At 65.8% G+C, this 24,789-nt stretch carries 28 protein-coding genes; 10 read left to right on the forward strand and 18 right to left on the reverse strand.

Annotated features, from left to right (window positions below; all coding sequences use genetic code 11):
- Positions 1 to 120: 120 nt before the first annotated feature.
- From dinB to C8261_RS11310, 4 genes are all read left to right on the forward strand, one after another.
- Complete coding sequence (gene dinB, locus C8261_RS11295) at positions 121 to 1,221, forward strand: DNA polymerase IV (RefSeq protein WP_268987184.1); 1,101 nt, start codon at positions 121 to 123, stop codon at positions 1,219 to 1,221.
- Positions 1,222 to 1,616: 395 nt separating this feature from the next.
- A complete protein-coding gene (locus C8261_RS11300; protein WP_107493813.1) occupies positions 1,617 to 3,137 on the forward strand; it encodes a DUF1538 domain-containing protein in 1,521 nt (506 codons plus the stop codon).
- Positions 3,134 to 3,481, forward strand: a complete 348-nt coding sequence (locus tag C8261_RS11305; protein ID WP_107493814.1) for a P-II family nitrogen regulator — start codon at positions 3,134 to 3,136, stop codon at positions 3,479 to 3,481. Before C8261_RS11300 ends, C8261_RS11305 begins: the two co-directional genes overlap by 4 nt.
- 11 nt (positions 3,482 to 3,492) lie before the next feature.
- Complete coding sequence (locus tag C8261_RS11310; protein ID WP_235864902.1) at positions 3,493 to 3,900, forward strand: CBS domain-containing protein; 408 nt, start codon at positions 3,493 to 3,495, stop codon at positions 3,898 to 3,900.
- A gap of 43 nt (positions 3,901 to 3,943) precedes the next feature.
- On the opposite strand, the gene C8261_RS11315 is transcribed toward C8261_RS11310, so the two are convergent.
- Complete coding sequence (locus C8261_RS11315; RefSeq protein WP_107493815.1) at positions 3,944 to 4,495, reverse strand: cob(I)yrinic acid a,c-diamide adenosyltransferase; 552 nt, start codon at positions 4,493 to 4,495, stop codon at positions 3,944 to 3,946.
- Positions 4,496 to 4,619: 124 nt separating this feature from the next.
- On the opposite strand from C8261_RS11315, the gene C8261_RS11320 reads away from it, so the two are divergent.
- Genes C8261_RS11320 through C8261_RS11335 form a run of 4 tightly spaced genes read left to right on the forward strand, consistent with a single transcriptional unit; the run spans position 4,620 to position 9,321 of the window.
- Complete coding sequence (locus C8261_RS11320) at positions 4,620 to 4,883, forward strand: ribbon-helix-helix protein, CopG family (RefSeq protein ID WP_107493816.1); 264 nt, start codon at positions 4,620 to 4,622, stop codon at positions 4,881 to 4,883.
- Positions 4,864 to 5,280 (forward strand): type II toxin-antitoxin system VapC family toxin, encoded by a 417-nt coding sequence (locus C8261_RS11325; RefSeq protein ID WP_107493817.1) that lies wholly within the window; start codon positions 4,864 to 4,866, stop codon positions 5,278 to 5,280. The genes C8261_RS11320 and C8261_RS11325 overlap by 20 nt, the downstream gene beginning before the upstream one ends.
- 1 nt (position 5,281) lies before the next feature.
- Positions 5,282 to 7,903 (forward strand): alanine--tRNA ligase, encoded by a 2,622-nt coding sequence (alaS, locus tag C8261_RS11330; RefSeq protein ID WP_107493818.1) that lies wholly within the window; start codon positions 5,282 to 5,284, stop codon positions 7,901 to 7,903.
- Positions 7,900 to 9,321: a sensor domain-containing diguanylate cyclase gene (locus C8261_RS11335; protein WP_107493819.1), complete on the forward strand. Its 1,422-nt coding sequence runs from the start codon at positions 7,900 to 7,902 to the stop codon at positions 9,319 to 9,321. The genes alaS and C8261_RS11335 overlap by 4 nt, the downstream gene beginning before the upstream one ends.
- Positions 9,322 to 9,341: 20 nt before the next feature.
- On the opposite strand, the gene C8261_RS11340 is transcribed toward C8261_RS11335, so the two are convergent.
- From C8261_RS11340 to C8261_RS11405, 14 genes are all read right to left on the reverse strand, one after another.
- On the reverse strand, positions 9,342 to 10,205 hold the full coding sequence (locus C8261_RS11340) for an HDOD domain-containing protein (protein ID WP_107493820.1): 864 nt from the start codon (positions 10,203 to 10,205) through the stop codon (positions 9,342 to 9,344).
- 60 nt (positions 10,206 to 10,265) lie between these two features.
- Positions 10,266 to 10,763, reverse strand: coding sequence for a nitrous oxide reductase accessory protein NosL (locus C8261_RS11345; protein WP_107493821.1), 498 nt, complete (start codon positions 10,761 to 10,763; stop codon positions 10,266 to 10,268).
- Between the two features lies 1 nt (position 10,764).
- On the reverse strand, positions 10,765 to 11,367 hold the full coding sequence (locus C8261_RS11350; RefSeq protein ID WP_107493822.1) for a nitrous oxide reductase accessory protein NosL: 603 nt from the start codon (positions 11,365 to 11,367) through the stop codon (positions 10,765 to 10,767).
- A gap of 45 nt (positions 11,368 to 11,412) precedes the next feature.
- The gene (locus tag C8261_RS11355; RefSeq protein ID WP_107493823.1) at positions 11,413 to 12,108 is read right to left on the reverse strand and encodes a sulfite exporter TauE/SafE family protein; all 696 of its coding nucleotides are present in this window, start codon (positions 12,106 to 12,108) and stop codon (positions 11,413 to 11,415) included.
- Entirely contained in the window at positions 12,105 to 12,611 is a 507-nt protein-coding gene (locus C8261_RS11360) for a TlpA family protein disulfide reductase (protein WP_107493824.1), read from the reverse strand. The genes C8261_RS11355 and C8261_RS11360 overlap by 4 nt, the downstream gene beginning before the upstream one ends.
- Positions 12,611 to 13,615, reverse strand: a complete 1,005-nt coding sequence (locus C8261_RS11365) for a hypothetical protein (RefSeq protein WP_107493825.1) — start codon at positions 13,613 to 13,615, stop codon at positions 12,611 to 12,613. Before C8261_RS11365 ends, C8261_RS11360 begins: the two co-directional genes overlap by 1 nt.
- A 13-nt stretch (positions 13,616 to 13,628) precedes the next feature.
- A complete protein-coding gene (locus C8261_RS11370; RefSeq protein ID WP_235864903.1) occupies positions 13,629 to 14,318 on the reverse strand; it encodes an ABC transporter ATP-binding protein in 690 nt (229 codons plus the stop codon).
- Positions 14,315 to 15,448 (reverse strand): ABC transporter permease, encoded by a 1,134-nt coding sequence (locus C8261_RS11375; RefSeq protein ID WP_107493826.1) that lies wholly within the window; start codon positions 15,446 to 15,448, stop codon positions 14,315 to 14,317. The genes C8261_RS11370 and C8261_RS11375 overlap by 4 nt, the downstream gene beginning before the upstream one ends.
- The gene (locus C8261_RS11380) at positions 15,411 to 15,764 is read right to left on the reverse strand and encodes a hypothetical protein (protein ID WP_235864904.1); all 354 of its coding nucleotides are present in this window, start codon (positions 15,762 to 15,764) and stop codon (positions 15,411 to 15,413) included. The genes C8261_RS11375 and C8261_RS11380 overlap by 38 nt, the downstream gene beginning before the upstream one ends.
- Positions 15,765 to 15,883: 119 nt before the next feature.
- Positions 15,884 to 17,275, reverse strand: coding sequence for a phosphomannomutase/phosphoglucomutase (locus tag C8261_RS11385; protein ID WP_107493827.1), 1,392 nt, complete (start codon positions 17,273 to 17,275; stop codon positions 15,884 to 15,886).
- 69 nt (positions 17,276 to 17,344) lie between these two features.
- Positions 17,345 to 18,334: a YheT family hydrolase gene (locus C8261_RS11390; RefSeq protein WP_107493828.1), complete on the reverse strand. Its 990-nt coding sequence runs from the start codon at positions 18,332 to 18,334 to the stop codon at positions 17,345 to 17,347.
- Positions 18,312 to 18,743, reverse strand: coding sequence for a YybH family protein (locus C8261_RS11395; protein ID WP_107493829.1), 432 nt, complete (start codon positions 18,741 to 18,743; stop codon positions 18,312 to 18,314). Before C8261_RS11395 ends, C8261_RS11390 begins: the two co-directional genes overlap by 23 nt.
- A 55-nt stretch (positions 18,744 to 18,798) precedes the next feature.
- On the reverse strand, positions 18,799 to 18,999 hold the full coding sequence (locus C8261_RS11400) for a zinc-finger domain-containing protein (protein WP_107493830.1): 201 nt from the start codon (positions 18,997 to 18,999) through the stop codon (positions 18,799 to 18,801).
- Positions 19,000 to 19,011: 12 nt separating this feature from the next.
- The gene (locus C8261_RS11405; RefSeq protein WP_107493831.1) at positions 19,012 to 19,932 is read right to left on the reverse strand and encodes a branched-chain amino acid transaminase; all 921 of its coding nucleotides are present in this window, start codon (positions 19,930 to 19,932) and stop codon (positions 19,012 to 19,014) included.
- A 329-nt stretch (positions 19,933 to 20,261) separates the two neighbouring features.
- Here C8261_RS11405 and C8261_RS11410 point away from each other — a divergent pair, with 329 nt between their 5' ends.
- A complete protein-coding gene (locus C8261_RS11410; protein WP_107493832.1) occupies positions 20,262 to 20,513 on the forward strand; it encodes a type II toxin-antitoxin system Phd/YefM family antitoxin in 252 nt (83 codons plus the stop codon).
- Positions 20,510 to 20,764: a Txe/YoeB family addiction module toxin gene (locus C8261_RS11415; protein ID WP_107493833.1), complete on the forward strand. Its 255-nt coding sequence runs from the start codon at positions 20,510 to 20,512 to the stop codon at positions 20,762 to 20,764. The genes C8261_RS11410 and C8261_RS11415 overlap by 4 nt, the downstream gene beginning before the upstream one ends.
- 621 nt (positions 20,765 to 21,385) lie before the next feature.
- Here the strand turns inward: C8261_RS11415 and C8261_RS11425 are convergent.
- From C8261_RS11425 to C8261_RS11435, 3 genes are all read right to left on the reverse strand, one after another.
- Positions 21,386 to 22,006, reverse strand: coding sequence for a LysE family translocator (locus tag C8261_RS11425; RefSeq protein ID WP_107493835.1), 621 nt, complete (start codon positions 22,004 to 22,006; stop codon positions 21,386 to 21,388).
- A 73-nt stretch (positions 22,007 to 22,079) separates the two neighbouring features.
- A complete protein-coding gene (locus C8261_RS11430; protein WP_107493836.1) occupies positions 22,080 to 23,648 on the reverse strand; it encodes an ankyrin repeat domain-containing protein in 1,569 nt (522 codons plus the stop codon).
- Positions 23,649 to 23,833: 185 nt separating this feature from the next.
- On the reverse strand, positions 23,834 to 24,517 hold the full coding sequence (locus C8261_RS11435) for a DUF1963 domain-containing protein (protein ID WP_107493837.1): 684 nt from the start codon (positions 24,515 to 24,517) through the stop codon (positions 23,834 to 23,836).
- Positions 24,518 to 24,789: the final 272 nt, after the last annotated feature.

Genomic DNA, 24,789 nt, shown 5'->3' on the forward strand with positions numbered 1-24,789 from the left:
CCTCCTGGTGAATTGTCTGATCATTCCGGCGCGTTGTGCGCCGGGAGGGGCTTCTGCCCGCAGCGTACGGGCGGAACCTTAATTATTCGAGCTTAGGCAGTGCGCCTGCGGGCGGCAATTGTGGATACTCCCTACGACGCGGACGGCCTGCGTGCGCCGCCACGCAAGATCATCCATTGTGACTGTGACTGCTTCTATGCGGCCGTCGAGATGCGCGATGCGCCAGCCCTTGCCGGCCGCCCGCTGGCCGTCGGCGGGCGCCCCGCCGGCCGCGGGGTGATCGCCACCTGCAACTACGAGGCGCGCGCCTTCGGCGTGCGCTCGGCGATGTCCACCGCACGGGCCTTGCGCCTGTGTCCCGACCTGGTGCTGCTGCCGCCCGATTTCGAGCGCTATCGCGCCGCCTCGCGGCAGATCCTCGATATCTATCGTGACTATACGCCACTGGTCGAACCGCTGTCGCTCGACGAGGCCTATCTCGATGTCAGCGGCGTCGGGCGTTGCCGCGGCAGCGCCACGTTGATGGCGCAGGAGATCCGCGCACGCATCAGCGCGGAAGTGGGCATCACCGCCTCGGCGGGCATCGCGCCGAACAAGTTCATCGCCAAGGTGGCCAGCGACTGGAACAAGCCGGACGGGCAGTTCGTGGTGCGCCCGCAGGAGGTCGATGCCTTTGTTGCCGCGCTGCCGGTGGACCGTATCTTCGGCGTCGGCAAGGTCACCGCGCAGCGCCTGCACCGGCTCGGCGCGCGCACCTGCGGCGACCTGCGGGCCTGGGCGCAGGCCGATCTGGTCGCCGAGTTCGGGCGTTTCGGCGCCGCCCTCTACCGCCTCTGCCGCGGCATCGACGAGCGCCCGGTCAATCCTGCGCGGGTGCGCAAGTCGCTGTCGGTGGAGACCACCTTCAGCACCGATCTGGCCGGCCTCGACGATTGCCTCGCCGCGCTGCCGGCGCTGGTGGCCGACTTCCAGCGCCGCTTCGCCCGCCTCGACGCTCCCGCGCCGGTGGCCAAGGCTTTCGTCAAGGTCAAGTTCGCCGATTTCACCCAGACCACCCTGGAGCGCTCGGTGACCGCGCCCGACCCCGCGCTGTGGCCAGTGCTGCTCGCCGAGGCCCACGCCCGTGGCGCGCGGGCGGTGCGCCTGCTGGGTATCGGCGTGCGCTTTGCCGAGGGGCAGCTTGAAGAAGGCCAGCTCGCACTGTTTGCGGGGGATGGGTAGGGATGGAGGCGCTCCCAGCAGATGTGCTCAGATTACTAACCTGGCAATCAAATACCGTTCGGACCTGTCGAAGCCCGGTCGGCGCCAACGCCCTTCGACGAGCTCAGGGCGAACGGGAGTGACTATTTCATTGCCGGGTTGACAGCGCTGCGCCACAGAACCACTTCAGCTTGCCCGCCGGGCCTTCGAGCCGGGCTTCTCCAGCCAGTCGCAGTTCTCCGGATACTTCCGCGAACGCATCGGCATGCCGCCATCGCAGCTTTGAGCAAAGCCGGTCGCAGCCACTGCGTACCTCCGCGTGAGTGGCTTCTGATCCGGATGCCCGGGCGGGGTTTGACCGCAACGGCGCAACTCGGGATACTCCGGTCCATCGCCCTCCACCTCCGGAACCCATCTTGAGCCAGCTCGGCGAGTTCTACCGTATCCTGCTGCACTCCTTCCGCAACCTGCTGCCCATCATCGTGGTGGTGGCCTTCTTTCAGCTTGCGGTGATGCAGCAGCTGCCCGACGGGCTGCTGTCGATGAGCTTCGGCCTGCTGGTGGTGGTCCTTGGCGTGGCGCTGTTCCTGCAGGGGCTGGAGCTGGGCATCTTCCCGATCGGCAAGAACCTCTCCAACGAGTTCGCCAAACGCGGCTCGCTGGTGCTGCTGATGAGCTTCGGCTTCTGTCTGGGGTTTTCCGCGGTGGTGGCCGAACCGGCCTTGATCGCGGTCGCCAGCCAGGCGGAGATGATCAGCGGCGGGCGCATCGACGGCTTCACGCTGCGCATCCTGGTGGCGCTGTCGGTCGGCGTGGTGGTCGCGCTCGGCGTGGTGCGCACCATCCTCGGTCATTCCCTGCACTGGTACATGATAGGCGGCTACCTGCTGGTGGTGACGGTGACCTTCTTCGCCCCCGCAGAGATCGTCGGCCTGGCCTATGACTCCGGCGGGGTGACCACCAACATCGTCACCGTGCCGCTGATCGCCGCGCTCGGCATCGGCCTGGCAAGCTCGATCCGCGGGCGCAACGCGCTCGCCCACGGCTTCGGCCTGGTGGCGCTGGCGGTGATGGTACCGATGATCTCGGTGCAGCTCTACGGCGTCGTGGTGTACAGCTTTGGCAGTGTGGAGGAGGTGCTGCCGCTGGCCGCGGCAGCCGCAGTGGCCGTGCCCGCGCAGGAGAGTGCGCCGGCAGCAGGGGCACTGGATCTTCTGCTGGGGATGATCGGCGACCTGCTGCGCATGTTCCGCGACGTCGCCCCCATCATCGCGGTGATCCTGTTCTTCCAGTACATGGTGATCCGCAAGCACATCGCCCACATTCACAAGGTGATGGGCGGCTTCGTGCTGGTCATCGTCGGCCTCTACGCCTTCGTGGTCGGGCTCAAGCTCGGCCTGTTCCCCATCGGGCGCAGCATGGCCGAGCAGCTCATCGGTCTGGAGTCGGTGCTGTGGGTGTATCTGTTCGCCTTCTCCATCGGTTTTGCCACCACCATGGCCGAACCTGCACTGATCGCCATAGGCCAGAAGGCCGAGGAGGCCGGCAAGGGCCGGCTGGACGGCAACCGCATCCGCATCCTGGTGGCGATCGGCGTCGCCGTGGGGATCACCATCGGCGTGCACCGCATCATCGCCGGTGGCTCCATCCACTACTACATCATGGGCGGCTACGCGCTGGTGATCCTGCTCACCTGGCTGGCGCCCAAGTACATCGTGCCGCTGGCCTTCGATCTGGGCGGGGTGACCACCTCGGAGGTCACCGTGCCGCTGGTCACCGCGCTGGGCATCGGCCTGGCCACCCACATCCCCGGGCGCAGCGTGCTCATCGACGGCTTCGGGCTGATCGCCTTCGCGTCGATCTTCCCCATCGTCACGGTCATGCTGTATGCCATCTTCGTCGAACGGGCCACGCGGGCCCAGGGAGCAACGCCATGAAATTTGCTGTGCTGGTGGCCATCCTGGCCGATGATCTGGAGGAAAAGGCGCTGGAGATCGCCCGCGAGGCGGGTGCGGCCGGGGTCACCATCCTCGACGCGCGCGGCATCGGCGCGCAGGAGAAGAAGACTTTCTTCGGGCTGACCTACGAGGGCAGCCAGTCGGTGCTGGTCTTCGTGCTGGAGAAGAAGCTCTCGCTGACGGTGCTCAAGAAACTCACCGAGCAGCTCAATCTGCGCACCGAAAGCAAGGGCGTGGTGTTCACCCTGCCGCTGGAGCACATCGCCGGCATCGACACTTCGCAGATCCAGCGCTTCGAACAGCGCATCAAGGACGACATCTAGGAGGAACGGGCATGCTGCTGGTCAAGGACATCATGGTGCGCGAGGTGGTCACCGTCTCGCCGTTTGCAACCATCCGTGAGGCGATGCAGGTCATGAAGCAGCGCGGGGTGAAGTCGCTGGTGGTGGACAAGCGCCACGAGCACGACGCCTTCGGCATCATCACCTACACCAACATCCTCAAGACCATCGTTGCCGAAGAGGGCGACATCGATCTGATCAACGTCTACGACATCTGCGCCAAGCCGGCGATCGCCATCTCGCGCGAGGTGGAGATCAAGCATGCCGCGCGCATGATGGTGAATCTCGGCATCCGCCGCCTGCTGGTTACTGCCACCAACGAACTGGCCGGCATCATCACCATGGACGACATCGTCGGCGCCATCCTCAGCATGGCCGACGGCGAGAACGTGATCGCCTGAGCCGCGCCCCGCATGCGGGGCGCAGCCCCCGCACAAGGGTGGCTCAGGCGTTCTTGCCCTTCTGCCACAGCACGTCGCCGCGCCCGCCGGCGCGGTTGAGCGCGCGCCCGAGGACGAAGAGCAGGTCCGAGAGGCGGTTCAGGTACTGGCGCGGGCCGTCGTTCACCGCCTCTTCCTGGGCCAGCCCCACCAGCATGCGCTCGGCGCGCCGGCACACCGTGCGCGCCATGTGGGCGAGCGCCGCGGCGCGCGTGCCGCCGGGCAGGATGAAGTCCTTGAGCGGCTCCAGGTGCTCGTTCATGCGATCCAGCTCGTTCTCCAGGCGGGTCACCTGGCGTTCGCTGATCATGCTCATGCCGGGAATGCACACTTCGCCGCCGAGGTCGAAGAGGTCGTTCTGCACGTCGGTGAGCAGGGCGCGGATCTCATCCGGCAGATCCTCGGTGAGCAGCAGGCCGATCACCGCATTGAGTTCATCCACCTCGCCCAGGCTGTGAATGCGCAGGCTGTTCTTGGACACCCGGTTGCCGTTGCCCAGGCCGGTGGTGCCGGCGTCGCCGGTGCGGGTGTAGATCTTGGAGAGGCGGTTGCCCATGGTTGTCCCCGTGTGTTGTTGTAGTTGACGCGAACGTCAATTATAGGCGCCGCGCGGGCAAATTGACTTCCGCCAGCGTGCGGCATACGATGCGATACGTCATGTATTACATGGAATCGCCGGCATGACCCTGTCGATCCGTCTCGACCCCGAACTCGAGTCCGAACTGGCGCGCGCCGCCGAGCAGACCGGGCGCAGCAAGAGCGAGCTGGTGAAGGCCAGCCTGCGGGAGTATCTCGCCCGCGTGGCGCCGCGCAAGACGCCGTACGAGCTGGGCAAGGACCTTTTCGGCGACCCGACGGCGGCAGGGGCAGCACTCGATCTGACCAGCAAGGAACGTGTCCGAAGTACCATCGTGGAGCGGCTGCGTGCTGAAAACGATCGCTGACTCCGGGCCGTTGATCGCCCTGTTCGAGCCGGCTGAACGCAATCATGTACGGGTGCGCAGCTTCATCGAGGGCTACGATGGCATCCTGCTGACCACCTGGCCGGTGCTGACCGAGGTGGGGCACATGCTGGGCCATTCGGTCGATCGTCAGCTCGCCTTCCTGCAATGGGTGGAACGCGGCGGTGTCGAGGTCACTGCGCCGGGTGCCGGTGCGGTCTCGCTGATCCGCCAGTTCTCCGAGAAGTACCGCGACCTGCCGATGGACGTTGCCGACGGCTCGCTGATCGTGCTTGCGCTGGAATCCGGCGTGCGCGACATCCTTACCTTCGACCGGGATTTCGACGTCTATCGTCTGCCCGATCGTTCCCGCTTCAACAACATCCTGGCCTCCAGTTGACATGAAATCCGCCGAAATCCGCGACACCTTCCTCAAGTTCTTCGAGTCCAAGGGCCACCAGATCGTGGCCTCCAGTTCGCTGGTGCCGCACGACGACCCCACGCTGCTGTTCACCAACGCCGGCATGAACCAGTTCAAGGACGTCTTCCTCGGCTTCGACAAGCGTCCCTACACGCGCGCCACCACCTCGCAGAAATGCGTGCGCGCCGGCGGCAAGCACAACGACCTGGAAAACGTCGGCTATACCGCGCGCCACCACACCTTCTTCGAGATGCTGGGCAACTTCAGCTTTGGCGACTACTTCAAGCGCGACGCCATCACCTACGCCTGGGAGCTGCTCACCGACGTCTTCAAGCTGCCCAAGGACAAGCTGTGGGTCACCGTGTATGCGGAGGACGACGAAGCCTACGACATCTGGACCAGGGAAGTCGGCGTGCCGGCCGAGCGGGTGATCCGCATCGGCGACAACAAGGGCGCGCGCTACGCTTCGGACAACTTCTGGATGATGGGCGACACCGGCCCCTGCGGTCCGTGCACCGAGATCTTCTACGACCACGGTCCGGATATCTGGGGCGGCCCGCCGGGGAGCCCGGAGGAAGACGGCGACCGCTACATCGAGATCTGGAACAACGTCTTCATGCAGTTCAACCGCGACGAGGCCGGCGTGATGCATCCGCTGCCGAAGCCCTCGGTCGATACCGGCATGGGCCTGGAGCGCATCTCCGCAGTGCTGCAGCACGTCCATGCCAACTACGAAATCGACCTCTTCCAGCGCCTGATCGCCGCGGCGGCGCGCGAGACCTCCGGCGCAGACATGGACTCGCCCTCGCTGCGCGTGCTCGCCGACCACATCCGTGCCTGTTCCTTCCTCATCGCCGACGGCGTCATCCCGGGCAACGAGGGCCGTGGCTACGTGCTCCGCCGCATCATCCGGCGCGCCATCCGCCACGGCTACAAGCTGGGCGCGCGCGCGGCCTTCTTCCACAAGATGGTTGCCGATCTGGTCGCCGAGATGGGCGCAGCCTATCCCGAGCTGAAGGCCGGCGAGCGCCGCATCGCCGACGTGCTGCGCCAGGAAGAGGAACGCTTCTTCGCCACCATCGAGAACGGCATGGCCATCGTCGAGGCCGAACTCGCGGCGATGGAGACCGCCGGCAACAAGGTCTTCGACGGCGACACCGCCTTCAAGCTGCACGACACCTACGGTTTCCCGCTCGACCTCACCGCCGACATCTGCCGCGAGCGCGGCGTCACCGTCGATGCGGTGGCCTTCGACGCGGCGATGGCGCGCCAGAAGGAGCAGGCGCGTGCCGCCGGCAAGTTCCGCATGGCCGCCAACCTCGAATACGAAGGTCCGCAGACCACCTTCCACGGCTACGAGCGCCTGGAGGAAAAGGGCAGCATCCTGGCGCTGTACAAGGACGGCGCCGCGGTCAATGAACTGCTCGAAGGCGAGATGGGCGTGGTGGTGCTGGACAACACCCCCTTCTATGCCGAATCCGGCGGCCAGGTCGGCGACCGCGGCGAGTTGCGCGGCAGCGCCGGCATCTTCGCGGTGGAAGACACGCAGAAGATCCAGGCCGCGGTGTTCGGCCACCACGGCGTGGTGAAGACCGGCCGCCTGTCGGTGGGCCAGGGCGTCAACGCGCGCGTCGATGCCGCGGCGCGTGCCGCCACCGCGCGCAACCACTCGGTGACCCACCTCATGCACAAGGCGCTGCGCGAGGTGCTCGGCGCCCACGTGCAGCAGAAGGGCTCGCAGGTCGATCCCGACAAGACCCGCTTCGACTTCGCCCATAGCGCAGCGCTGAGCGCCGAGGAGATCCGCGAGGTCGAGGAGATCGTCAATGCCGAGATCCTCGCCAACGCCGCCACCGATGCGCGCGTGATGGCGCTCGAGGACGCCCAGCAGTCCGGCGCGCTGATGCTGTTCGGCGAGAAATACGGCGACGAGGTGCGCGTGCTCACCATCGGCAGCTCCAAGGAACTGTGCGGCGGCACCCATGTGGTGCGTACCGGTGACATCGGCCTGTTCAAGATCGTCATGGAAAGCGGCGTCGCCGCCGGGGTGCGCCGCGTCGAGGCGGTCACCGGCGCCAACGCGCTGCGCTACGCGCAGGAGCAGGAGCGCCGCGTGCAGGGCATGTCGGCGCTGCTCAAGGTGCAGCCCGACGAGGTCGCCGAGCGCGTCGCCGGCATCCTCGACAACGTGCGTGCGCTGGAGAAGGAACTGGCCCGCCTGAAGAGCAAGCTGGCGGCCAGCCAGGGCGACGATCTGGCCGGTCAGGCGGTGGAGGTGAAGGGCGTCAAGGTGCTCGCCGCGGTGCTCGAAGGCGCCGACGTGCCGACCCTGCGCGAGACCATGGACAAGCTCAAGGACAAGCTCAGGTCGGCGGCCATCGTGCTGGCTGCGGTGGCCGACGGCAAGGTCAGCCTGATCGCCGGCGTCACCGCCGATTGCACCGCCAGGGTCAAGGCCGGCGAGCTGGTCAACTTCGTCGCCCAGCAGGTCGGTGGCAAGGGCGGAGGCCGTCCCGACATGGCGCAGGCCGGCGGCACCGATGCGGCCGCCCTGCCGGCGGCACTTGGCGGCGTTCCCGCCTGGGTGGCCGAGCGCTTGTGAGCCTGACGCTGGCGCTGCTGTTCGCGGTGCTTGTCGCTCTCGTGCTGGGCGGCAGTACCGCGACCCAGTGCCGGCGCAACCGCGACCTGCGCGCCGAACTCGACAGCCGTCGTCAGGACGAGGCGCTGATGCGCTCGACCATGGAAAACATGGCCGAGGCGGTGATCATGGTCGATGCCGAACAGCGTCTGACCAGCTTCAACCAGCGCTTCGTCGACATCACCGGTTTCGATCCGCGCTTTCTCGGTGCCCGTCCGCCGTTCGAGGACGTGCTGCGCCACTGGGTGGGCGAGAACCACCTGTCCCGCCACATGCTCGACCGCGCCATGCTGCGTGCGCGCTCGCGTGAACCCTTCCGCCACACCTTCTCCCATCGCGGGCGCGACTACGAAGGCAAGCACGTGCCGCTGGCCGGCGGCGGCTTCGTCCGTACCATCTCCGACGTCACCGAACAGCACCGCGCCGCCGAGGTCCTGCGCGACAGCGAAGCCCGCCTGCGGCAGGTCCTCGAGCTCGCGCCGGTGGCCATCCTCGCCTCCGCGCTGGAAGACGGCCGCGTGCTGTTTGCCAACCAGAAGGCGGTGGCGCTCTCCGGGGTGGAGGCGGGGGCCTTGCTTGGGCGCTGCGTGGAAGATTTCTACCGTCGCCCCGAAGACCGCCTGCAACTGCAGGAGGCGCTTGCCCGCGACGGCGCCGTGAACGACTACGAACTGCAGCTCTGGCGTGCCAGCGGCGAACCCATCTGGGCCCTGGTATCGGCCATGCGCGGGGAGTTCGGCGGTCGCGAGGCGGTGATCGTGGCGATCAGCGACATCACCGCCCGCCGCCAGGCCCAGCAGGAGCTCGAGCTCGCCCGCCAGGAACTGCTCGAAGCGAACCGCCTGATGCAGCGTGCCAACGCCGAACTCGCCGAGGCCGCGTCAACCGACCGCCTTACCGGGCTGGCCAATCGCCGGCGCATGGAGCAGACCGCCGAGGTCGAACTCTCGCGTGCGCGCCGCCATCACTATCCGCTCAGCGTGGTGCTCTTCGACGTGGACTGGTTCAAGGCGGTCAATGACCGCCACGGCCACGAAGCCGGCGACGACGTCCTGCGCGAGGTGGCCAGCCGCCTGCAGGGAGAGGTGCGCAAGTCCGATCTGCTGGCGCGCTGGGGCGGTGAGGAGTTCCTCCTCCTTGCCCCGTCCACCGCCCTTGCCGAAGCCCTCGCGCTGGCCGAGAAGATGCGCCAACTCATCGCCCAGCAGCCCTTTGGCCGCGCCGGCGCGCTGAGCGCCAGTTTTGGCGTTGCCCAGTTCGATGGCAGCGAGGGCTTCTCCGCCCTCGTCGCGCGTGCCGACCGAGCCCTCTACCGCGCCAAGGACGGCGGCCGCAACCGCGTCGAGTGGGCCGGCGAGGATGAGCGCAGCGGCGCCTGAGCGCTGCGCGGCGAGCCCGTTCAGGCCGCTTCGCGGTTGCGCTGCTCGTCGAGCCAGTAGAGCAGGTCGTCGGTGATGTCGTCGAGTTCGCTGAGGCCGAGGCCCAGGAAGGCCGCTGCCGGTTCGCGCGCCTTGTCCCATTCGGCGTCCTGCACGGTGCGCAGGTGGGCGCCGACGACGTGGTCGGCGATGGCATTGAGGGCCACCAGGGTGCGCGACTCCTCGGCGATGTCGCTGGGGGTGGTGAGCACGGAGTAATCGTGATGGCTGAGGATGCCGTGGCAGACCACGTCATTGAGCCCCCATGAGCGCGCCAGGATGAAGCCGATCACCGCATGGTTGGTGTTGAGGGCTTCGTCCTCGATGTCGGTGAACCAGCGCTCGCCGCTCTGGTTGGCCATGCGCAGCACCTGCTTGTACTCGGGAAAGCGCTGCACCAGGAGCGGAATGCCGCAGTCGTGGAAAAGGCCGAAGGTGTAGGCGGTATCCGCACGGGTGCCGCCCAGCGTGCGCGCCAGCCAGGCGCCGGCGGCCGCGGCGTAGCGCGAGTTGTCCCAGAAGCGCTCCAGCGAGGCGTCGCGGGTGCCCACCGCGCTGCGCAGCAGGGCCTCCATGACCAGGTTGGTGAGGGTGCCGAAGCCGAGCATGCGGATGGCGTCGTCCACCGAAGCGATGCGCCGTCCCGCGCCGACCAGGGGCGAATTCGCCGCGCGCACCACCACCGCGGCAAGGCCGACGTCCTGGCCGATCAGCTCCGCCACGCGCCTGCCGCTGTTGAGCGGATTGTTGAGCTCCTTCATGACCTCGGTGAGGATCACCGGACAGGAGGGAATCTGCACTCCTTGCAGGGAGGCTTCGAGGCTGGCTTGGTCGGGGATGCGCATGGGCTGGGCGGATCAGGGCTGGATGCGGAATCGCTAATACCCCGAGAGCTTAACATGCCCTCAGTCGAACGCGCCGCGGTCGAGTTTCACGGCCCAGTCCACATTGATCTCGTCGAAGCGCAGGATGCGGCGCCCGCCGTGGTCGGCCATGAACTCCTCGGCGTCCTCCTTGCTGAGGAAGGGAATGAAATCGTGGGCCATCGGACCCAGCACGTCCGAGCCGATCACGTACCAGGCGGTCGTCGCGTCGATGCGCTGCAGGTCGTAGTACTCGGTGACGCCGATGGTGCGCACGTTCTCGCGCCGATGCCCGGGGGCGTAGCGGTCGAGCTGGTGGATGAACTTGAACATGTCCTTGGCACCGTCGAAGTGGTGCACGTGGCCGTCATCGAAGACCACCGTGGCGATCCACTCCGGATACTTGGAGACGACCATGCCGCACACCGGGCAGAGGTCGCGCGGTCCCGGCTTGGGCGTGTCGACGGGCTGTGCCGCCACCACCCCCGGCCACAGGCCGAGGGTGGTGCACAGCGCCAGGCTGGCAACGAATGCGCGCATCTCAGCCGCGCCCTTCCATCGCACGACGGCGCCGTTCGGCGCGGCGGGCACGGATGCGTTCGACGTCCTTGGCCATGTCGAGGTAGGTCGCTTCCAGCGCACCCTGGAAGTTGCTTGGCGTGCCGCCGTGGGCAGCCTGGATTCTCGCCAGGCCGTCCTGGGTGGCAAAGGAGTGCTTGCTGCGCGCGGTCATCGCGTGCGGCAGGTCGGCGCCGATGAGATAGTGCAGCGTGTCGACCTCGAGCAGCGGGCGCGGCTCGGCTGCGGCAGCGTAATCCGGCCCCCAGATCGCCTTCGGCGAGCGGTCGATGTTGAGCGACAGGCTGATCGCCAGACAGTGGATGGAGCACACGCCGTCGGCCAGGTCGTCGGAGTAGTGCACCAGCATGCGGGTACGATGGTGCTCGCGGCGGTCCATGCCGCAGTAGGGGCACTTGGGGTACTTGTCCAGTTCGCCGACCAGCGGCTGCGGGTCCGGCGCGGTCTTGGGGATGAACTGGTTGGGAGTGCCGTCGCCCTCGCAGCCTGCCGCTGCGGCGGGGCTGGCAACGACGGCGGCGGCGCTGCCGAGCAGCGAGAGTTTGAGCAGTTCACGACGATCCATGGGGTTTCTCCTTCTTGTGACGCGTTGAAAAATTCTGCGCCCGGGTCACAGCACCAGCCGGGCCATGACCAGGTAGTAGCGGATGCCTTGCCAGAGCGTGGCCGCGCCCATCAGCACGATGGTCAGTGCGGCGGCCTTCAGCAGCCAGCTGCGCGCGCCGATGCCGAGGCGGCCGAACAGCCACGAGGCGGCGAGCATCGACGGCAGGGTGCCGAAGCCGAACGCCAGCATCAGGGCCATGCCATGCACCGGGGTAGGGCTGGCGCTGGCCTGGAAGGCCATCGCCATGGTCAGCGAGCACGGCATCAAGGCATTGATGGCGCCGCCGATACCGGCTCCGGCGAGCGGACCGTGCCGCCCGGCCTCGCCGAACTGGCGGCGCAACCACGCCACCGGCGCGAAGCTGAGGCGGTTGCGGAACGGGAGGCGGCCGATGAGGTCGAGCCCGAGCCCGATGATGATGATGCCGGCGACGATCTGCAGGGCGCCCTGGGCAAGGCCGAAGCGGCCGCTGGAGATCAGTACCGCGCCGAGCAGGGCGGCGAGAAAGCCGATCACCGCGTACACCGCGATGCGCGCGAAGTGGTAGATCAGGTAGGGCGCGGCGCCGCGAGCCTGCAGGCGCATGAAAAAGGCCGACACCAGGCCGCCACACATGCCCAGGCAGTGGGCGCTGCCGAGCAGGCCGGCGGCGACGGCGCCGACGTAGATTGCCGGGGCGTGGCCCGCGAGCGCGCTCATCGGCGGGCCTCCAGCAACTTGTCGAGCTGCGCGCGGAATACCTCCGGGGTGGTTTCGCCAAGCAGCTTGCTGCGCACCACGCCCTCGCCGTCGATGAAGAAGGTCGTCGGCAGTCCGATGACGCCATAGCTGCGGGCGATGGCCGAACCCTCGTCGAGCAGCACCGGGTAGCTGATCTCGAGCTTGCGCACGAAGGCCTCGACGGTGGCTGGCGACTGTCCGGCGTTGATTGCGAGGAATTCCACTCCGTGTTCGCGCAGGGCCTGGTAGACCGGTTCCATGTCGCGCATCTCGGGTTCGCAGAAGCGGCACCAGTCGGCCCAGAAACGCAACACCACGATGCGTCCGGCGGTGTCGGCGGGGAAGCGCAGCGCCTCGCCGTCGAGCACAGGCGTCTCAAAGGCCGGCGCCTGCGCACCGATGTTGATGTTGTCGGGTTCGCCGCCGCAGGCGGTGACGATCAACGCGAGGGCGAGCACGCGGCAGGCACGCAGCAGCGACATCAGGACTCCAGCAGGATGAGGTTGGACGACTGGATCATCAGGGTCGCCAGCGCGAGGAAAAGCGCGAAGCCGGCCGCCGCCCAGCCCGCAAGACGGGCGCACAGGGCGGGCATCACGGTGCGCAGCCCCGGTCGGGCGGAAAAGGGCGCGAGCACGCCGACGCCCAGGCCGCATGCGCTGGCGGCAAACAGCGGCAGATACAGGGCGTAGCCGTAATAGCCGTGCTCGGCCTGCAGGATGCAGAACGGGCAGTGATGGTGAGGGTGTTCGTAGATGTACAGGGAGACGAAGGCGATGATGCCGACGATGGCGGCCACGAAGGCCAGTGCGCTGCTCGCCCCGGCCAGCCACGCGCCGCGCCGGCGCAGGCGGTAGTGCAGGTTGGCTGCGCAGGCGAGCAGCACGCTGAAGTAGAAGGCGAGCATGGCCGGCCGTGGGGGCAGGGCGGCGAGCGTGCCGCTGACGCTGGGCGAGTCGGCCGAAAACAGGCTGCCGCAGCACGAGGTGATCACGTCGGCGCGCAGATTGCCGAAATACAGCCCCTGCAGGGCGAGCACCGTGCCGGTGAGCGGCAGCAGGACCACCAGCAGCGCGGCGAACTTGAGGCGGACCAGCGGATAGTCGCGTGCCTGGCGGTCGGCGTGATCGAGCAGCAGCCACGACGAGGCGGCGAAGAACAATGCGATCTGCGCCAGCAGCGCCGGAAACCCCCAGGCGTTGGCCTGCAGTGTGCCGACCGCGCACATCGCGCCGACGAACTGCACCGCCATGCGGTCGGCGTTGTAGACGAAGAGCAGCAGCGCCGCGATCTGGCTGACCAGCACGAAGCGCACCAGCACCGACATCAGGTAGGTGCGACGTTCGAGCGCCAGCTGGAGGCGGCTGCCACTTTGCGGCTGCCAGTGGCGCACCAGCTGCCAGCTCGCCGGCGAGCTCAGCGCCAGGGCGGCGAAGCCCAGGGCGGCGCAAAGCAGCAGGGCGATGATGGCGGGCTGGAGGATCATCGGCCGTGTTCCGTCATTGCGCGTCGACCACGCGCCCGTCGCGCAGGGTGACGATGCGGTGCATCAGGCCGGAGTCGAGCACGAGCGGGTCATGGCTGGTGAGCACGATGGTCTTGCCGTCGGCGTGGAGCTCGGCCATCAGTTGCAGGAATTCCTCGGCCAGGCGGGTGTCGAGGTTGGCCGTGGGCTCGTCGGCAATGAGGATGTCGGGGTCGTTGATCAGCGCGCGGGCGATCGCCACGCGCTGCTGCTCGCCTCCGGACAGCCACTCCACCGGCGCGTCGGCGCGGTGGGCAAGGCGGAAGCGCTCGAGCAGGGCCTGTGCGCGCGCGCTCAGCACCGCGTGGGGCTGGCCGAGCGGAAAGGCCGGCAGCATCACGTTGTCGCGTGCGCTGAGGCCGCGGATGAGGTTGAACTGCTGGAAGACGAAACCGAAGCGCTGGCGGCGCAGTTCGGTGAGGAAGCGCTCGGGCAGGGCGGAGACGTCTTCGTCGCCGATGCGCACCCGCCCGCTGGTGGGGCGTGCCAGGCAGCCGAGCAGGGTGAGCAGGGTGGTCTTGCCCGAGCCACTGGGGCCGCGCAGGGCGCTGATGCGCCCATGCTCCAGTGCCAGGCTGATGCCGTCGATGGCGGTGAAGGCGTTGGGCTGGCCGTCGTTGTAGGTCTTGCAGACCTCGCGCAGCTCGATCAGGGGTTGGCTCATGATCGCATCACCGCGTCCGGGTCGGTGGTGGCGGCCCGCCAGCACGGCACCAGCACCGCGACGGTGTAGGGCAGCACGGTGAGCAGGGCGAGGGTGAGTACCTGCAGGGGGTCGATCTCGGGCGGCAGCGCAAAGCGCGGGTAAAGCACGGCCCAGCCCTGCAGCACGGGGCGGAAGAGGGCGCCGTGGAGGTGAAACACGTGCACATGGGCGAGCACGTAGCCACTCAGAAAGGCGGTCCCGGAGAGCAGCGCGCCCTCCCAGAACTTCATCCGCAGCACGTCGCCGGTCTCCCAGCCGATGGCCTTCAGGATGCCGATTTCGCGCCGTTCTTCGGCCGCCAGGCCGGAGGCCTTGTCCCAGGCCAGCAGGGCGAAGGCGAGCAGCGCGCCGCTGAGGATGGCCAGCACGATGCCCTGGCGCCAGTCGAACAGCGCGGCATAGGTGCGCAGCACTTCGTCGCGCAGGATCAGGCGCGCATCCGGCAGGGCCTCGGACAGACGCGTGGCAACGTTGCGGACCTCGCGCGGATTGCGCACGGCGATGGCGATGTCGGTGTACTGGCCTTCGGGGTAATTGAAAAAGCCGCGGAAGTCGTCCTCGCCGAGCAGGACCAGGTCGGCGCTCATCAGCTCGCTGTGCGCGTCGAGAATACCGGCCACGGTAAAGGTGTGTACCGCGCCGTCGTAGGCCCGCCAGGCAATCAGGTTGCCCGGGGCGACCCCGCGCGCGCGCGCCATCGCCGGGCCGATGAGAATGTGGCCGGGCGGCGGTGCGTCGGCGGTGGCCATGAAGGTGTAGTTGGCCTGTACCACCGGGTCGTAGAAGTAGCCCCACAGCCGCGGCGTCATCTCGCGCACCCCGCGCTGGCGCGGGATGCGTTCGAGGTAGTCGGCGGGGATCAGCGCGTGGCGCCCGGCCACCAGATGCTGGAGGACGACCTCGGGGCTGTGGGCGAGCACCCGTGCGGCCTCCTGACGCAGCGCATGGGTGAACAGCATCACCGAGGCGAGCACGAACACCACGGCCGTGTAGGTCAGCAGCAGCCCCAGGCTGCGCGCGCGACGGCGGCCGAGCGCGGCCACCGTGTATTCAATCAGCAGTCGCTGACGGTTGAGCCAGGTGCGCATGTCGCGGAGGCGGCAGCAGCGAGCCGCCAGGGAAGAGGTCGAAGGCCAGGGGGTGATCCTGGAAGTGCGCGTGCAGGTCGGCCTGCGAGGGGTGGCGCAGGTAGCGCGCCTCGGTCATCAGGACCGGGTCGGTGAGGCCCAGGCGGGCGGTCAGGGCGATGCTGGCCTGGGTGTGCGGGGCGCGCTCCGCGCGCAGGCGCGCGGCGTCGACGAAGGTCGCCGCGAAGGCGGCGATGAGGGCGGCGAAGACGCCCAGTACGTAGGTGGACGCCGGGCGTGGGCGGGAGGGGAGGGGCCGGAATGGTGCGGGGCGCATGCCCCCGAATCTAGCGGCGTAGCGAACGAATGCTCAATGTCATTGATATTCGTCAATTTCCGCACCGGATCGCACGATCCGGACGCCCCCGCCATGGCCGGCGGGGGCGGCTGCCGCATTTACGCGAAGGGCAGCTCCACGCCCGGCCAGACGCCTTCGATGGCGCGGCGGAAGTCGGCCTGGATGCGTGCCAGCGCGCTGGCGTCGTCGGCCTCGAAGCGCAGCACCACCACCGGAGTGGTGTTGGAGGGGCGGGCGAGGCCGAAGCCGTCGGCGTATTCGACGCGCACGCCGTCGATGGTGATGAGCTCCTGCGCGCCGTCGAAGCGGGCCTGTTCGCGCAGGCGGCGGACCAGCTCGAAGGGTTCGCCCTCGTTCATGCGGATGTTGAGCTCGGGGGTGCTGACGGCGTCCGGGAGGGCCTTCAGTACCGCGCTGGGGTCGGTATGGCGGGAGAGGATCTCCAGCAGGCGGGCGCCGGTGTACAGACCGTCGTCAAAGCCGAACCAGCGTTCCTTGAAGAACATGTGGCCGCTCATCTCGCCGGCCAGCGGAGCGCCGGTTTCCTTGAGCTTGGCCTTTACCAGCGCATGGCCGGTGTTCCACATCAGCGGCTTGCCACCGTGCTGGCGGATCCAGCCGGCAAGATTGCGGGTGCACTTGACGTCGTAGATGATCTCGCCGCCGGGCACGCGGCTCAGCACATCGGCGGCGAACAGCATCAGCTGGCGGTCAGGGTAGATGATCTCGCCGTCCTTGGTGACCACGCCGAGGCGGTCGCCGTCGCCGTCGAAGGCCAGGCCCAGCTCGGCATCGGTCTCGCGCAGCGCGCGGATGACGTCCTGGAGGTTCTCCGGGCGCGAGGGGTCGGGGTGGTGGTTGGGAAAGTTGCCATCGACCTCGCAGAACAGTTCGACGAGCTCGCAGCCGAGGGCGCGGAACAGTTGCGGGGCGATGCCGCCGGCAACGCCGTTGCCGCAGTCGATGACGATCTTCATCGGCCGTGCGAGCTTGACGTCGCCGCACACGCGATCGAGGTAGGCGGCGCCGACGTCGGCCTGGCGCAGGCTGCCGGCGCCGTGGCAGAGGTCGCCGCTGGCGATGCGCTGGCGCAGGGCCTGGATCTGCTCGCCGTACAGGGTGTGGCCGCCGAGCACCATCTTGAGGCCGTTGTAGTCCGGCGGGTTGTGGCTGCCGGTGACGCTGACGCAGGAGGCCGTGCCCAGCTCGAAGGCGGCGAAGTAGGTCAGCGGCGTCGGCACGCAGCCGATATCCACCACGTCGACGCCGGCGGCACGGATGCCGTCGGCGAGGGCACCGGCCAGCGCCGGGCCGGAGAGGCGGCCGTCGCGGCCGATGGCGATTTCGCGCTGCCCGCGCGCGACCGCCTCGCTGCCGAGGGCGTGGCCGATGGCGCGTACGGCGTCCACGGTCAGCGTGCGGTCGACGATGCCGCGGATGTCGTAGGCCTTGAAGATCTCGGAAGCGGGGAGCGGGTAGCTGGCAGTCATGGCGGTGTCGGGGGTCAGGGAAGCAAAGGGGGGATTATCACAGAGCAGCGCCGCCGGCCAAAGACCGTTTCATGACGAATGTGTGGCGAAATGCGCGATCAGGCGCTGCGGCAGGGCATCCAGGGCGCCCGGGAAGGGGGCGGTGATGAAACCGACGTGGCCGCCCGTGGGCGGGCACTCGAAACGCACGCTGGCCGACAGTTGCGCCGCCGTAGGCAGCGCGGCGGGCGGCACGAAGGGGTCGTTGGCGGCGTTGAGGAGCAGCGTCGGCACGGCGATGGCGCGCAGCCAGGGCTTGCTGGAGGCACGCCGCCAGTAATCGTCGGCACCGGCAAAGCCATGCACCGGCGCGGTGTAGGCATCGTCGAAGGCGTACAGGCTGGTGGCGCTGCGGATGCGCCGGGGGTCGAGCGTGCCGGGGTGGGCGGCGGCCTTGGCGAGCGCCTTGCGGCGCAGGGTGGCGAGAAAGTGGGCGCTGTAGACGCGGTTGAAACCGCGGCCGAGGGCATGCCCGGAGATGCTCAGGTCGAGCGGCGGGCATACCGCGGCGGCGGCGGCGAGCACATCGCGGGCATCGTGTTCGCGTTCGCCCAGCCACTTCAGCAGGGCATTGCCGCCCAGCGAGACCCCGGCGGCAAACAGCGCACTGCCGCCGGCGCGGGCGTGCAGGCGGCGCAAAATCCAGTCGATCTCCGTGCTGTCGCCGGAATGGTAGGCACGCAGCAGGCGGTTGGGCGCGCCCGAGCAGCCGCGGAAATGCGGCACCACGGCACGCCAGCCGCGCGCCGCGGCAGCGTGCAGGAGGGCACGGGCGTAGTGCGAGCGGCTGCTGCCTTCGAGGCCGTGAAAAAGCACCACCAGCGGCGCCGCAGCGTCGCCGGCGGGGAGCCAGTCGAGGTCGATGAAGTCGCCGTCGGGGGTGTCCCAGCGTTCGCGGCGCAGGGCAGGCAGCGCAGGCTTGCGGGTCAGCGGCCAGAGGGTCTGCAGATGGCCGCCGGGCAGCCACCAGGGCGCAGTCAGCGGCGGCGCGGCGATTTCAGTGCACCACGCGCGGTGCATGCTGGCCGATCAGCTCGGTGAGATCCGGGATCGGCGAGGCATGGTGCATCACCATGTGCCAGCCGCCAGCGCCGCGGGCATAGACATTGGTGGCGACGATGGGGGTGTGGATGCGGTCGTCGCCCTCGACGGCAACGTGTTCGAGCACGTTGTGCACCGCCTGCAGCGTGTTGGCGCTGATCACCTGATGGGAGGTGCGCACGATCAGCCGCGTGCCGCTGGCAAAAAGCTGGCGCCAGGCCTCGCGGATCTCGGCGAGGCCGGTGAGGCGGGGGCCGCCGGGCTGCACGCAGACGGTATCGTCCTCGGCCGACCACACCGCCATCATGGCTTCGAGGTCGGCGCGCACGAGGGCGTCGTAGAACGCCGCCTCGGCATCGGCGGCGGTGGCGAACTGGGGCTTGCTCAAGAACGCGGCTCCGGGGGCATTGGCGGCGCGGCCGCAGGCCGCAGCGCCGTGCCGGTCAGTGGTGGCCCTTGGGGCGTTCGCCGGTGAACACGTAGCGCGCGCTGCAGTACGGGCATACCGCCTCGCCGCTCTTCAGCACGTCGAGGAAGACCCGCGGATGGCGCGCCCACAGCGGCGCATCGGGCTGCGGGCAGTGCAGCGGCAGATCGGCCGCGCCGACCTGCACCACCTCATCCTTGTTGCTGTTCTCGGCCATCGTGCGCTCCGCTCAGACGTGGGCCAGCCAGTGGGCGTACTCCGGGGCGCGGCCATTGACCACGTCGAAGAAGCGCGTCTGGATCTGGGTGGTGATCGGGCCGCGGCGACCTTCGCCGATGACGCGGTCGTCGAGCTCGCGGATCGGCGTCACTTCCGCCGCGGTGCCGGTGAAGAAGGCCTCGTCGGCAAGGTAGATGTCGTCGCGGGTGATGCGCTTGGCCTGCACCTCCATGCCGAACTCGCGGGCGATCTGGATCACCGAATCGCGGGTGATGCCGGTCAGCGCAGAGGCGATCTCGGGTTCGAAGATCCGCCCGTCCTTGATGATGAAGAGGTTCTCACCGGCGCCTTCGGCGACGAAACCCTGGTTGTCCAGCAGCAGGGCCTCGTCGTAGCCGTGCTTGGTGACTTCCAGGTTGGCGAGGATGGAGTTCGGGTAGGTGGCCGCCACCTTGGCACGCGGCATGGTGGAGTTCACATGGTGGCGGGTGTAGGACGAAGTCTTCACGCGGATGCCCTTCTCCAGCCCTTCCTCGCCCAGGTAGGCGCCCCACGGCCACGCCGCGATGGCCACATGCACGGTGGCGCCGCGGGTGGAAATGCCCATCTTCTCCGAGCCGTAGAAGGCGATCGGCCGCAGATAGCAGGATTCCAGCTTGTTGGCGCGCACCACTTCCTTCTGCGCCTCCATCAGCTCTTCCTTGCTGTAGGGGATGTCCATCATGTAGATCTTGCCGGAATTGATCAGGCGCTGGGTGTGCTCGGCCAGGCGGAAGATGGCGGTGCCGCTGACGGTGTTGTAGGCGCGCACACCCTCGAAGACGGCCAGACCGTAGTGCAGGGAATGGCTGAGCACGTGGGTGGTCGCTTCGCGCCACGGGACGAGCTTGCCGTCTTGCCAAATGAAACCGTCGCGGTCTGCCATCGACATGATGTGAATCTCCAGCGGTGTGTGTAAGTGTGGGGCGCCCGACGCGGTCGGCAGGCGAAACCCGACAATTCTAGCGCAAAGCCCGCCACGCCGCAGGGGGCCGCGTGTCGCCCCAGGGGGCGTCACCACGGCCAGGGGTGTGATCGCCTTCCGCTGCGCGGGGCTGGCCCTGCGGCGGGCCTTGCGACTTCATCGCCCGTGACGCCAGAGCGCTCCAGTCTGGCTCCTTGCCTCGAGAAGCACCGATTGCATCCGTTCGCCTTGACTGATGCGCTGGGCAACGCGCAGTCCCTGTTGTACAGTTACGCGTACATGTACGGAGGCTTGAAATGGACGCATTGACCTACACCACTGTTCGCGCAAACCTTGCCAGCACCATGGACAGGGTTTGTAACGACCATGAAGCGCTGATCATCACCCGCAATGGCCAGCAATCCGTGGTGATGCTCTCGCTCGAAGATTACAAAGCGCTTGAGGAAACCGCCTATCTCCTGCGCACCCCGGCCAACGCCAGACGAATTCTCTCAGCCGCTGCACAACTGAATGCCGGCAAAGGCACCGAGCGGGAACTGGAAGAATGAAGCTGGTTTTTGCAGATGAGGCATGGGAGGATTGCCTGTACTGGCAAAAACAAGACAAGCGCATGGTCGAGCGGATAAACAAGCTGATTCGTGAAACCCAGCGTGAACCCTTCGCCGGGGTAGGGAAGCCGGAGGCCTTGAAGCATGCGCTATCGGGGTTCTGGTCACGTCGCATAACGGATGATCATCGCATGGTTTATCGCGTGGAAGGCGATGCACTTTTGATTGCCCAATTGCGGTTTCATTATTGATGGAAATGCTGATTATTGACCCGGCAATGAAATAGTCACTACCGTTCGCCCTGAGCTCGTCGAAGGGCGTTGGCGTCGACCGGGTTTCGACATGCTCTCAAGAAACAGCTTTCGATTGTCATTACTCGGAAGGCCCCACTCCCGTTCGGGCTGAGCCTGTCGAAGCCCGTTCGAAGGCACTGCCATCAAGTGCCCTTCGACAGGCTCAGGGCGAGCGGAGTACCCGTTTCCTGCGTCTGCTTTGCCACGCCCGCGGCGGGGCTTGCTTCGCTCAGCCCGAGCGGTATTTGATTGCCGGGTTAATAACTTCAGTCTTGCTGCTCATCCAGCAGGTGGCCAAAGCGGTTGGCCAGGAAGTAGGGCAGGAAAGACAAAGGAACAAGCCACCAGAGCGATTTCCAGTACGCCAGGCCCCAGCACACCCAGGCAAGGAGGATGGTCGCCTGCCGAAGCAGGTGCGAGCGTGGGTATCTGTGGTCTGTCATGGGGAAGGGCATCAACGCAGTGTGATCAGCACAAGCACCACCATGGCGAGCAGCAGCGCTGGCAGGAGCCACAAAAGCTTGCGGGCAATGATCCGGTGTGCCAGTTGCTGGCTGGCCGGGTCGTGCATGCCAGCGCTCATCTGTTGCTGGTGGCGAGCTTGATGCCGAAGCCGATCAGCGCAAGGCCTGCAAGGCGGGTGGCGACCCTTCTGGCTGAGGGGAGGCCGCGGAGGGCCTTGGCGACACGGTTGCCGAGCAGAACCAGGAGGCCCTGATAGAGCAGGCAGAGCACGGTGACATGCACCATCATGACCCCGAGGGTCAGCGGCGACGCGTCCGGCGCGAGGAACAGCGGGAAGAAGGATACGAAGAACAGGATGACCTTCGGGTTGGTCAGGGCGACTGCGAACGCCTGGCGGAAGTACACCGCCGGCGAGCGCCTGGGTTCAATCGCGACGGCAGCGCCGTCGACCTGTGCGCGCAGCAACTGCACGCCCATCCACACCAGGTAGGCAGCACCGAACCACTGAAGCGCCTGGAAGATGGCCGGATTGGCATGCATGATCGCAGCCAGACCCGCCACGGCGGCAACCATGTAGACAAAGTCGCCCGCGACCGTCCCCAGAACGGCCGCAGCGCCCGCACGGATGCCATTGCGTGCGGTCGCGTTGAGGATCGCGATCGTGCCGGGTCCCGGTATCAGCTGGAACACAAGTATGGCAAGGACGAAGCTGGTGTAATTCTGGATTTCGAACATGCGGGCCTCGGGGGGCGGAGTGATGGTGTTTTGGTTAATCTATAGAAAACAATTACGTCATTCTTCTTAGGAGTCAATTTTCACTGGAAACGGCACAGAAACTCTGCATGCACGTGGGTAAATCCATCGGTGGATGCGTGATGACGTGAATCCCCGCCAAGGCAAGCAGTTCCGTGAGTTTATCTAGTTGCTCCGGATTGTCTCGCACGCACAGCATGTACAGGTTTTCAAAGGCAAAGCTGATAATCTGCAAGCCATGTGGCTTGAGATGATGATTCATCAATTCCAAATATGGCGGTGGTTGCAAATCCCACCCTGCGTGTTGACTGGCTTTTTCCAACGCATCCAGCAATGGCTGCGGGTCGTATGCTAAAACCAAGCACTTCAGTGGCATCAGCGCTGGCAAATCACCCCAGTAGTTTTTCCATTCTTGGTATTCCAGCAAGTCTTGCGCTTCTAAGCCGTCGCTAAGCCAATATAGCACGGTGGTTTGACTGCCATATTCATCCGCAAAGGCGTTGGGGGGTGCAATGCTTAGCAGTTCATCTGCGTCAAAATCTGGTATGCATGCTTGAAGCTGTGCTACTAGTTCATCAATATAACATTCTGGTGCTGGCGTGTTTTCGTTTGCGTCATCATCAAATTCTGGATAGCTGCCGTGTTTGCCACCAGCCTGTTCAATCAATAAAGCGGTGGCATGGTTCTGGTAATGCTGGGCGAAATCCAATGCGGTTTTGCCCTCCCATTCGGCATTCACAGGCAATCCTAACTCAAGCAATCTATATGTCATTGCTTCGCATCCGCCTCGGACAGAGGCCATTAAAGCCGTGTAGCCTTCACTATCCTGGTGGTGCGCATCGGCTCCAGCCGCCAGCAATGCATGTGCATTGTTTTGCGCGCCATTTCGCAAAGCCGAGAACAGCGCACACCACCCAGAATCATCCGCCGTATTAGCATCTGCACCTTGCGCGAGTAAGAAATTCACTATATTGGCATAGTCATCCGTCCATGCAGCCTCAAGCAAGGCCGAACTGCCATTCGCACTGCGGTGGTTCGCTTCAAATGGCAAGGTCACCAGCCATGTGGCCAACTGCGGGCACTCAAACAACAACGCTAGCATCAGTGCGTTATAACCCACACGGCTATCTGAATCAAACTCGTCCGCTTTTAGAGCATCAGTCAGTCGGTCAAACTTATGCAGTAGATGCACCGCTTGTCCGCCTAGTTTGCATAAAAAATCATTGGGGACGGTGGCGGTTAATGTTGCGCCACGCGCGTAAAGCTGTTGCATTAACGGCACATTATCTATGCGCGCCAATAGCAGCCAAGCCACGTCCAGCATGGCATCGTCAACGCTGTCGCCGTAAGTAAGCGCCAACTCTACCAGTCTGGGCGATTCTGCACTGAACGCATAGGTCAGTAGCGTATAACCCCATGCGTCTTTGGCATGCACATCTGCCCCATGCTTCAGTAAACAATCCACCGCTTCGTAATTGCGCGCAATGGCCGCATAATGTAGCAACGGCCATTGACAATCAGCATCCCACGCATTGACATCACCGCCTGCTTCAACAAGCTGCTTGAGCGCCGTCATGTCGCGGCCATCAATAGCGTTTTTTAATGCAGAAATCGAAATGTCCATCGTTTTCTATCTCAAAATTAACGGGTTGATGCAGAACGTAGAAGTGGCTCACGATGTGCGATCTTGTATTCGAGGTCTGCATCATCCGATATGGCGCAATCGCAATACCTAACGACTAAGCTCAAGCGCGGGCGAAAGGCGACAGCCTTTTGACCGTCTCTTGGAGCGCTTGGTTATGTGCGGACTTAGTAACATTGCCACTCGCACGCCCAATCTTCTTCTTTGCCTTTGGCAGTTCCTCGGCCAAAATAGCCAACCCCACCATCGCCCCAGCTCCAATTAGCCTTCGGTTCGGAGTCAACTTGAAATACGTACTCCGGAGCCGCCGGATGCTGATTCCAAGGAGCCCAGAATATCTCCGATTGGATCAGTGTCGGCCACCCGCCAAGCTTTAAGCCAGACACATTCGAAAACAAATCTTCATAGTTGTCTTGAACGCTCTCAGGGAGATCAAATGGTAGGTCTTCCCGGCACGGGAAGTCCTCTTCCACTACTCGAGGCCGCATCGGAAACGCCTTGACCATCGATTTCGTATCGGGCTGGCCAATAGGAACTAGCGCAGACAGCGATTGGTATGTCCTGAGGCACCAGTTTTGTCCGTTGGGCGCATTCGAGGGAAGTTCTTTTGGGCCGATGAACAGTGTGATGAACTCGATGTCTGTCAGCCGCGACGGGCGAAAAGGTAGGTTGGCTAGGTTGATCTGGCAAAGCGCTCGCATCGGAACGCCATCCATGGATGGCCACACTTCCCCCGGGGAGCAGACGTTTACTTTTCCGAACCAGCTTTCTAGTGGGTCATCGGATGCCTTGAACCCGCCGATCTCGAAGACGATGGCCGGCCGCTTCAGCTTCTCTCTAATCTCTTCCATAACGTTCCCGGAGCACATAACGTTTGACGTGAGGGGCGACCGGAGCCGAAGGCGGAGGGAACCCAAAGCGCAGCTTTGGGACGTCCCTCTCGACGGAAGTGTTGAACCCAAAGCGCAGCTTTGGGACGTCCCTCTCGACGGAAGTGTTGAACGAAGCCGCTACGCGGAGAGGTCGCCCGCCGGGCACCCACGAACTATCCTGCATGACGACTCCATCACGGTGATGGCGTCGATTCTGCATGACTTCGTGAGGAGTGACCAGCATGCCATCG

The sequence above is a fragment of the Pseudothauera lacus genome, assembly GCF_003034845.1.
GTDB lineage: Bacteria > Pseudomonadota > Gammaproteobacteria > Burkholderiales > Rhodocyclaceae > Pseudothauera > Pseudothauera lacus.

Coding starts and splice junctions, on each gene's coding strand:
- C8261_RS11375 (WP_107493826.1), bottom strand. CDS start 15,448: ATGCGCACCTGGCTCAACCGTCAGCGACTGCTGATTGAATACACGGTG.
- C8261_RS11365 (WP_107493825.1), bottom strand. CDS start 13,615: ATGATCCTCCAGCCCGCCATCATCGCCCTGCTGCTTTGCGCCGCCCTG.
- C8261_RS11415 (WP_107493833.1), top strand. CDS start 20,510: ATGAAGCTGGTTTTTGCAGATGAGGCATGGGAGGATTGCCTGTACTGG.
- C8261_RS11310 (WP_235864902.1), top strand. CDS start 3,493: ATGCTGCTGGTCAAGGACATCATGGTGCGCGAGGTGGTCACCGTCTCG.
- C8261_RS11435 (WP_107493837.1), bottom strand. CDS start 24,517: ATGGAAGAGATTAGAGAGAAGCTGAAGCGGCCGGCCATCGTCTTCGAG.
- C8261_RS11315 (WP_107493815.1), bottom strand. CDS start 4,495: ATGGGCAACCGCCTCTCCAAGATCTACACCCGCACCGGCGACGCCGGC.
- C8261_RS11350 (WP_107493822.1), bottom strand. CDS start 11,367: ATGGATCGTCGTGAACTGCTCAAACTCTCGCTGCTCGGCAGCGCCGCC.
- C8261_RS11390 (WP_107493828.1), bottom strand. CDS start 18,334: ATGCACCGCGCGTGGTGCACTGAAATCGCCGCGCCGCCGCTGACTGCG.
- C8261_RS11305 (WP_107493814.1), top strand. CDS start 3,134: ATGAAATTTGCTGTGCTGGTGGCCATCCTGGCCGATGATCTGGAGGAA.
- C8261_RS11360 (WP_107493824.1), bottom strand. CDS start 12,611: ATGTCGCTGCTGCGTGCCTGCCGCGTGCTCGCCCTCGCGTTGATCGTC.
- C8261_RS11405 (WP_107493831.1), bottom strand. CDS start 19,932: ATGTCGATGGCAGACCGCGACGGTTTCATTTGGCAAGACGGCAAGCTC.
- C8261_RS11355 (WP_107493823.1), bottom strand. CDS start 12,108: ATGAGCGCGCTCGCGGGCCACGCCCCGGCAATCTACGTCGGCGCCGTC.
- C8261_RS11430 (WP_107493836.1), bottom strand. CDS start 23,648: ATGGACATTTCGATTTCTGCATTAAAAAACGCTATTGATGGCCGCGAC.
- C8261_RS11320 (WP_107493816.1), top strand. CDS start 4,620: ATGACCCTGTCGATCCGTCTCGACCCCGAACTCGAGTCCGAACTGGCG.
- C8261_RS11370 (WP_235864903.1), bottom strand. CDS start 14,318: ATGAGCCAACCCCTGATCGAGCTGCGCGAGGTCTGCAAGACCTACAAC.
- C8261_RS11400 (WP_107493830.1), bottom strand. CDS start 18,999: ATGGCCGAGAACAGCAACAAGGATGAGGTGGTGCAGGTCGGCGCGGCC.
- alaS (WP_107493818.1), top strand. CDS start 5,282: ATGAAATCCGCCGAAATCCGCGACACCTTCCTCAAGTTCTTCGAGTCC.
- C8261_RS11425 (WP_107493835.1), bottom strand. CDS start 22,006: ATGTTCGAAATCCAGAATTACACCAGCTTCGTCCTTGCCATACTTGTG.
- C8261_RS11345 (WP_107493821.1), bottom strand. CDS start 10,763: ATGCGCGCATTCGTTGCCAGCCTGGCGCTGTGCACCACCCTCGGCCTG.
- C8261_RS11385 (WP_107493827.1), bottom strand. CDS start 17,275: ATGACTGCCAGCTACCCGCTCCCCGCTTCCGAGATCTTCAAGGCCTAC.
- C8261_RS11410 (WP_107493832.1), top strand. CDS start 20,262: ATGGACGCATTGACCTACACCACTGTTCGCGCAAACCTTGCCAGCACC.
- C8261_RS11380 (WP_235864904.1), bottom strand. CDS start 15,764: ATGCGCCCCGCACCATTCCGGCCCCTCCCCTCCCGCCCACGCCCGGCG.
- C8261_RS11340 (WP_107493820.1), bottom strand. CDS start 10,205: ATGCGCATCCCCGACCAAGCCAGCCTCGAAGCCTCCCTGCAAGGAGTG.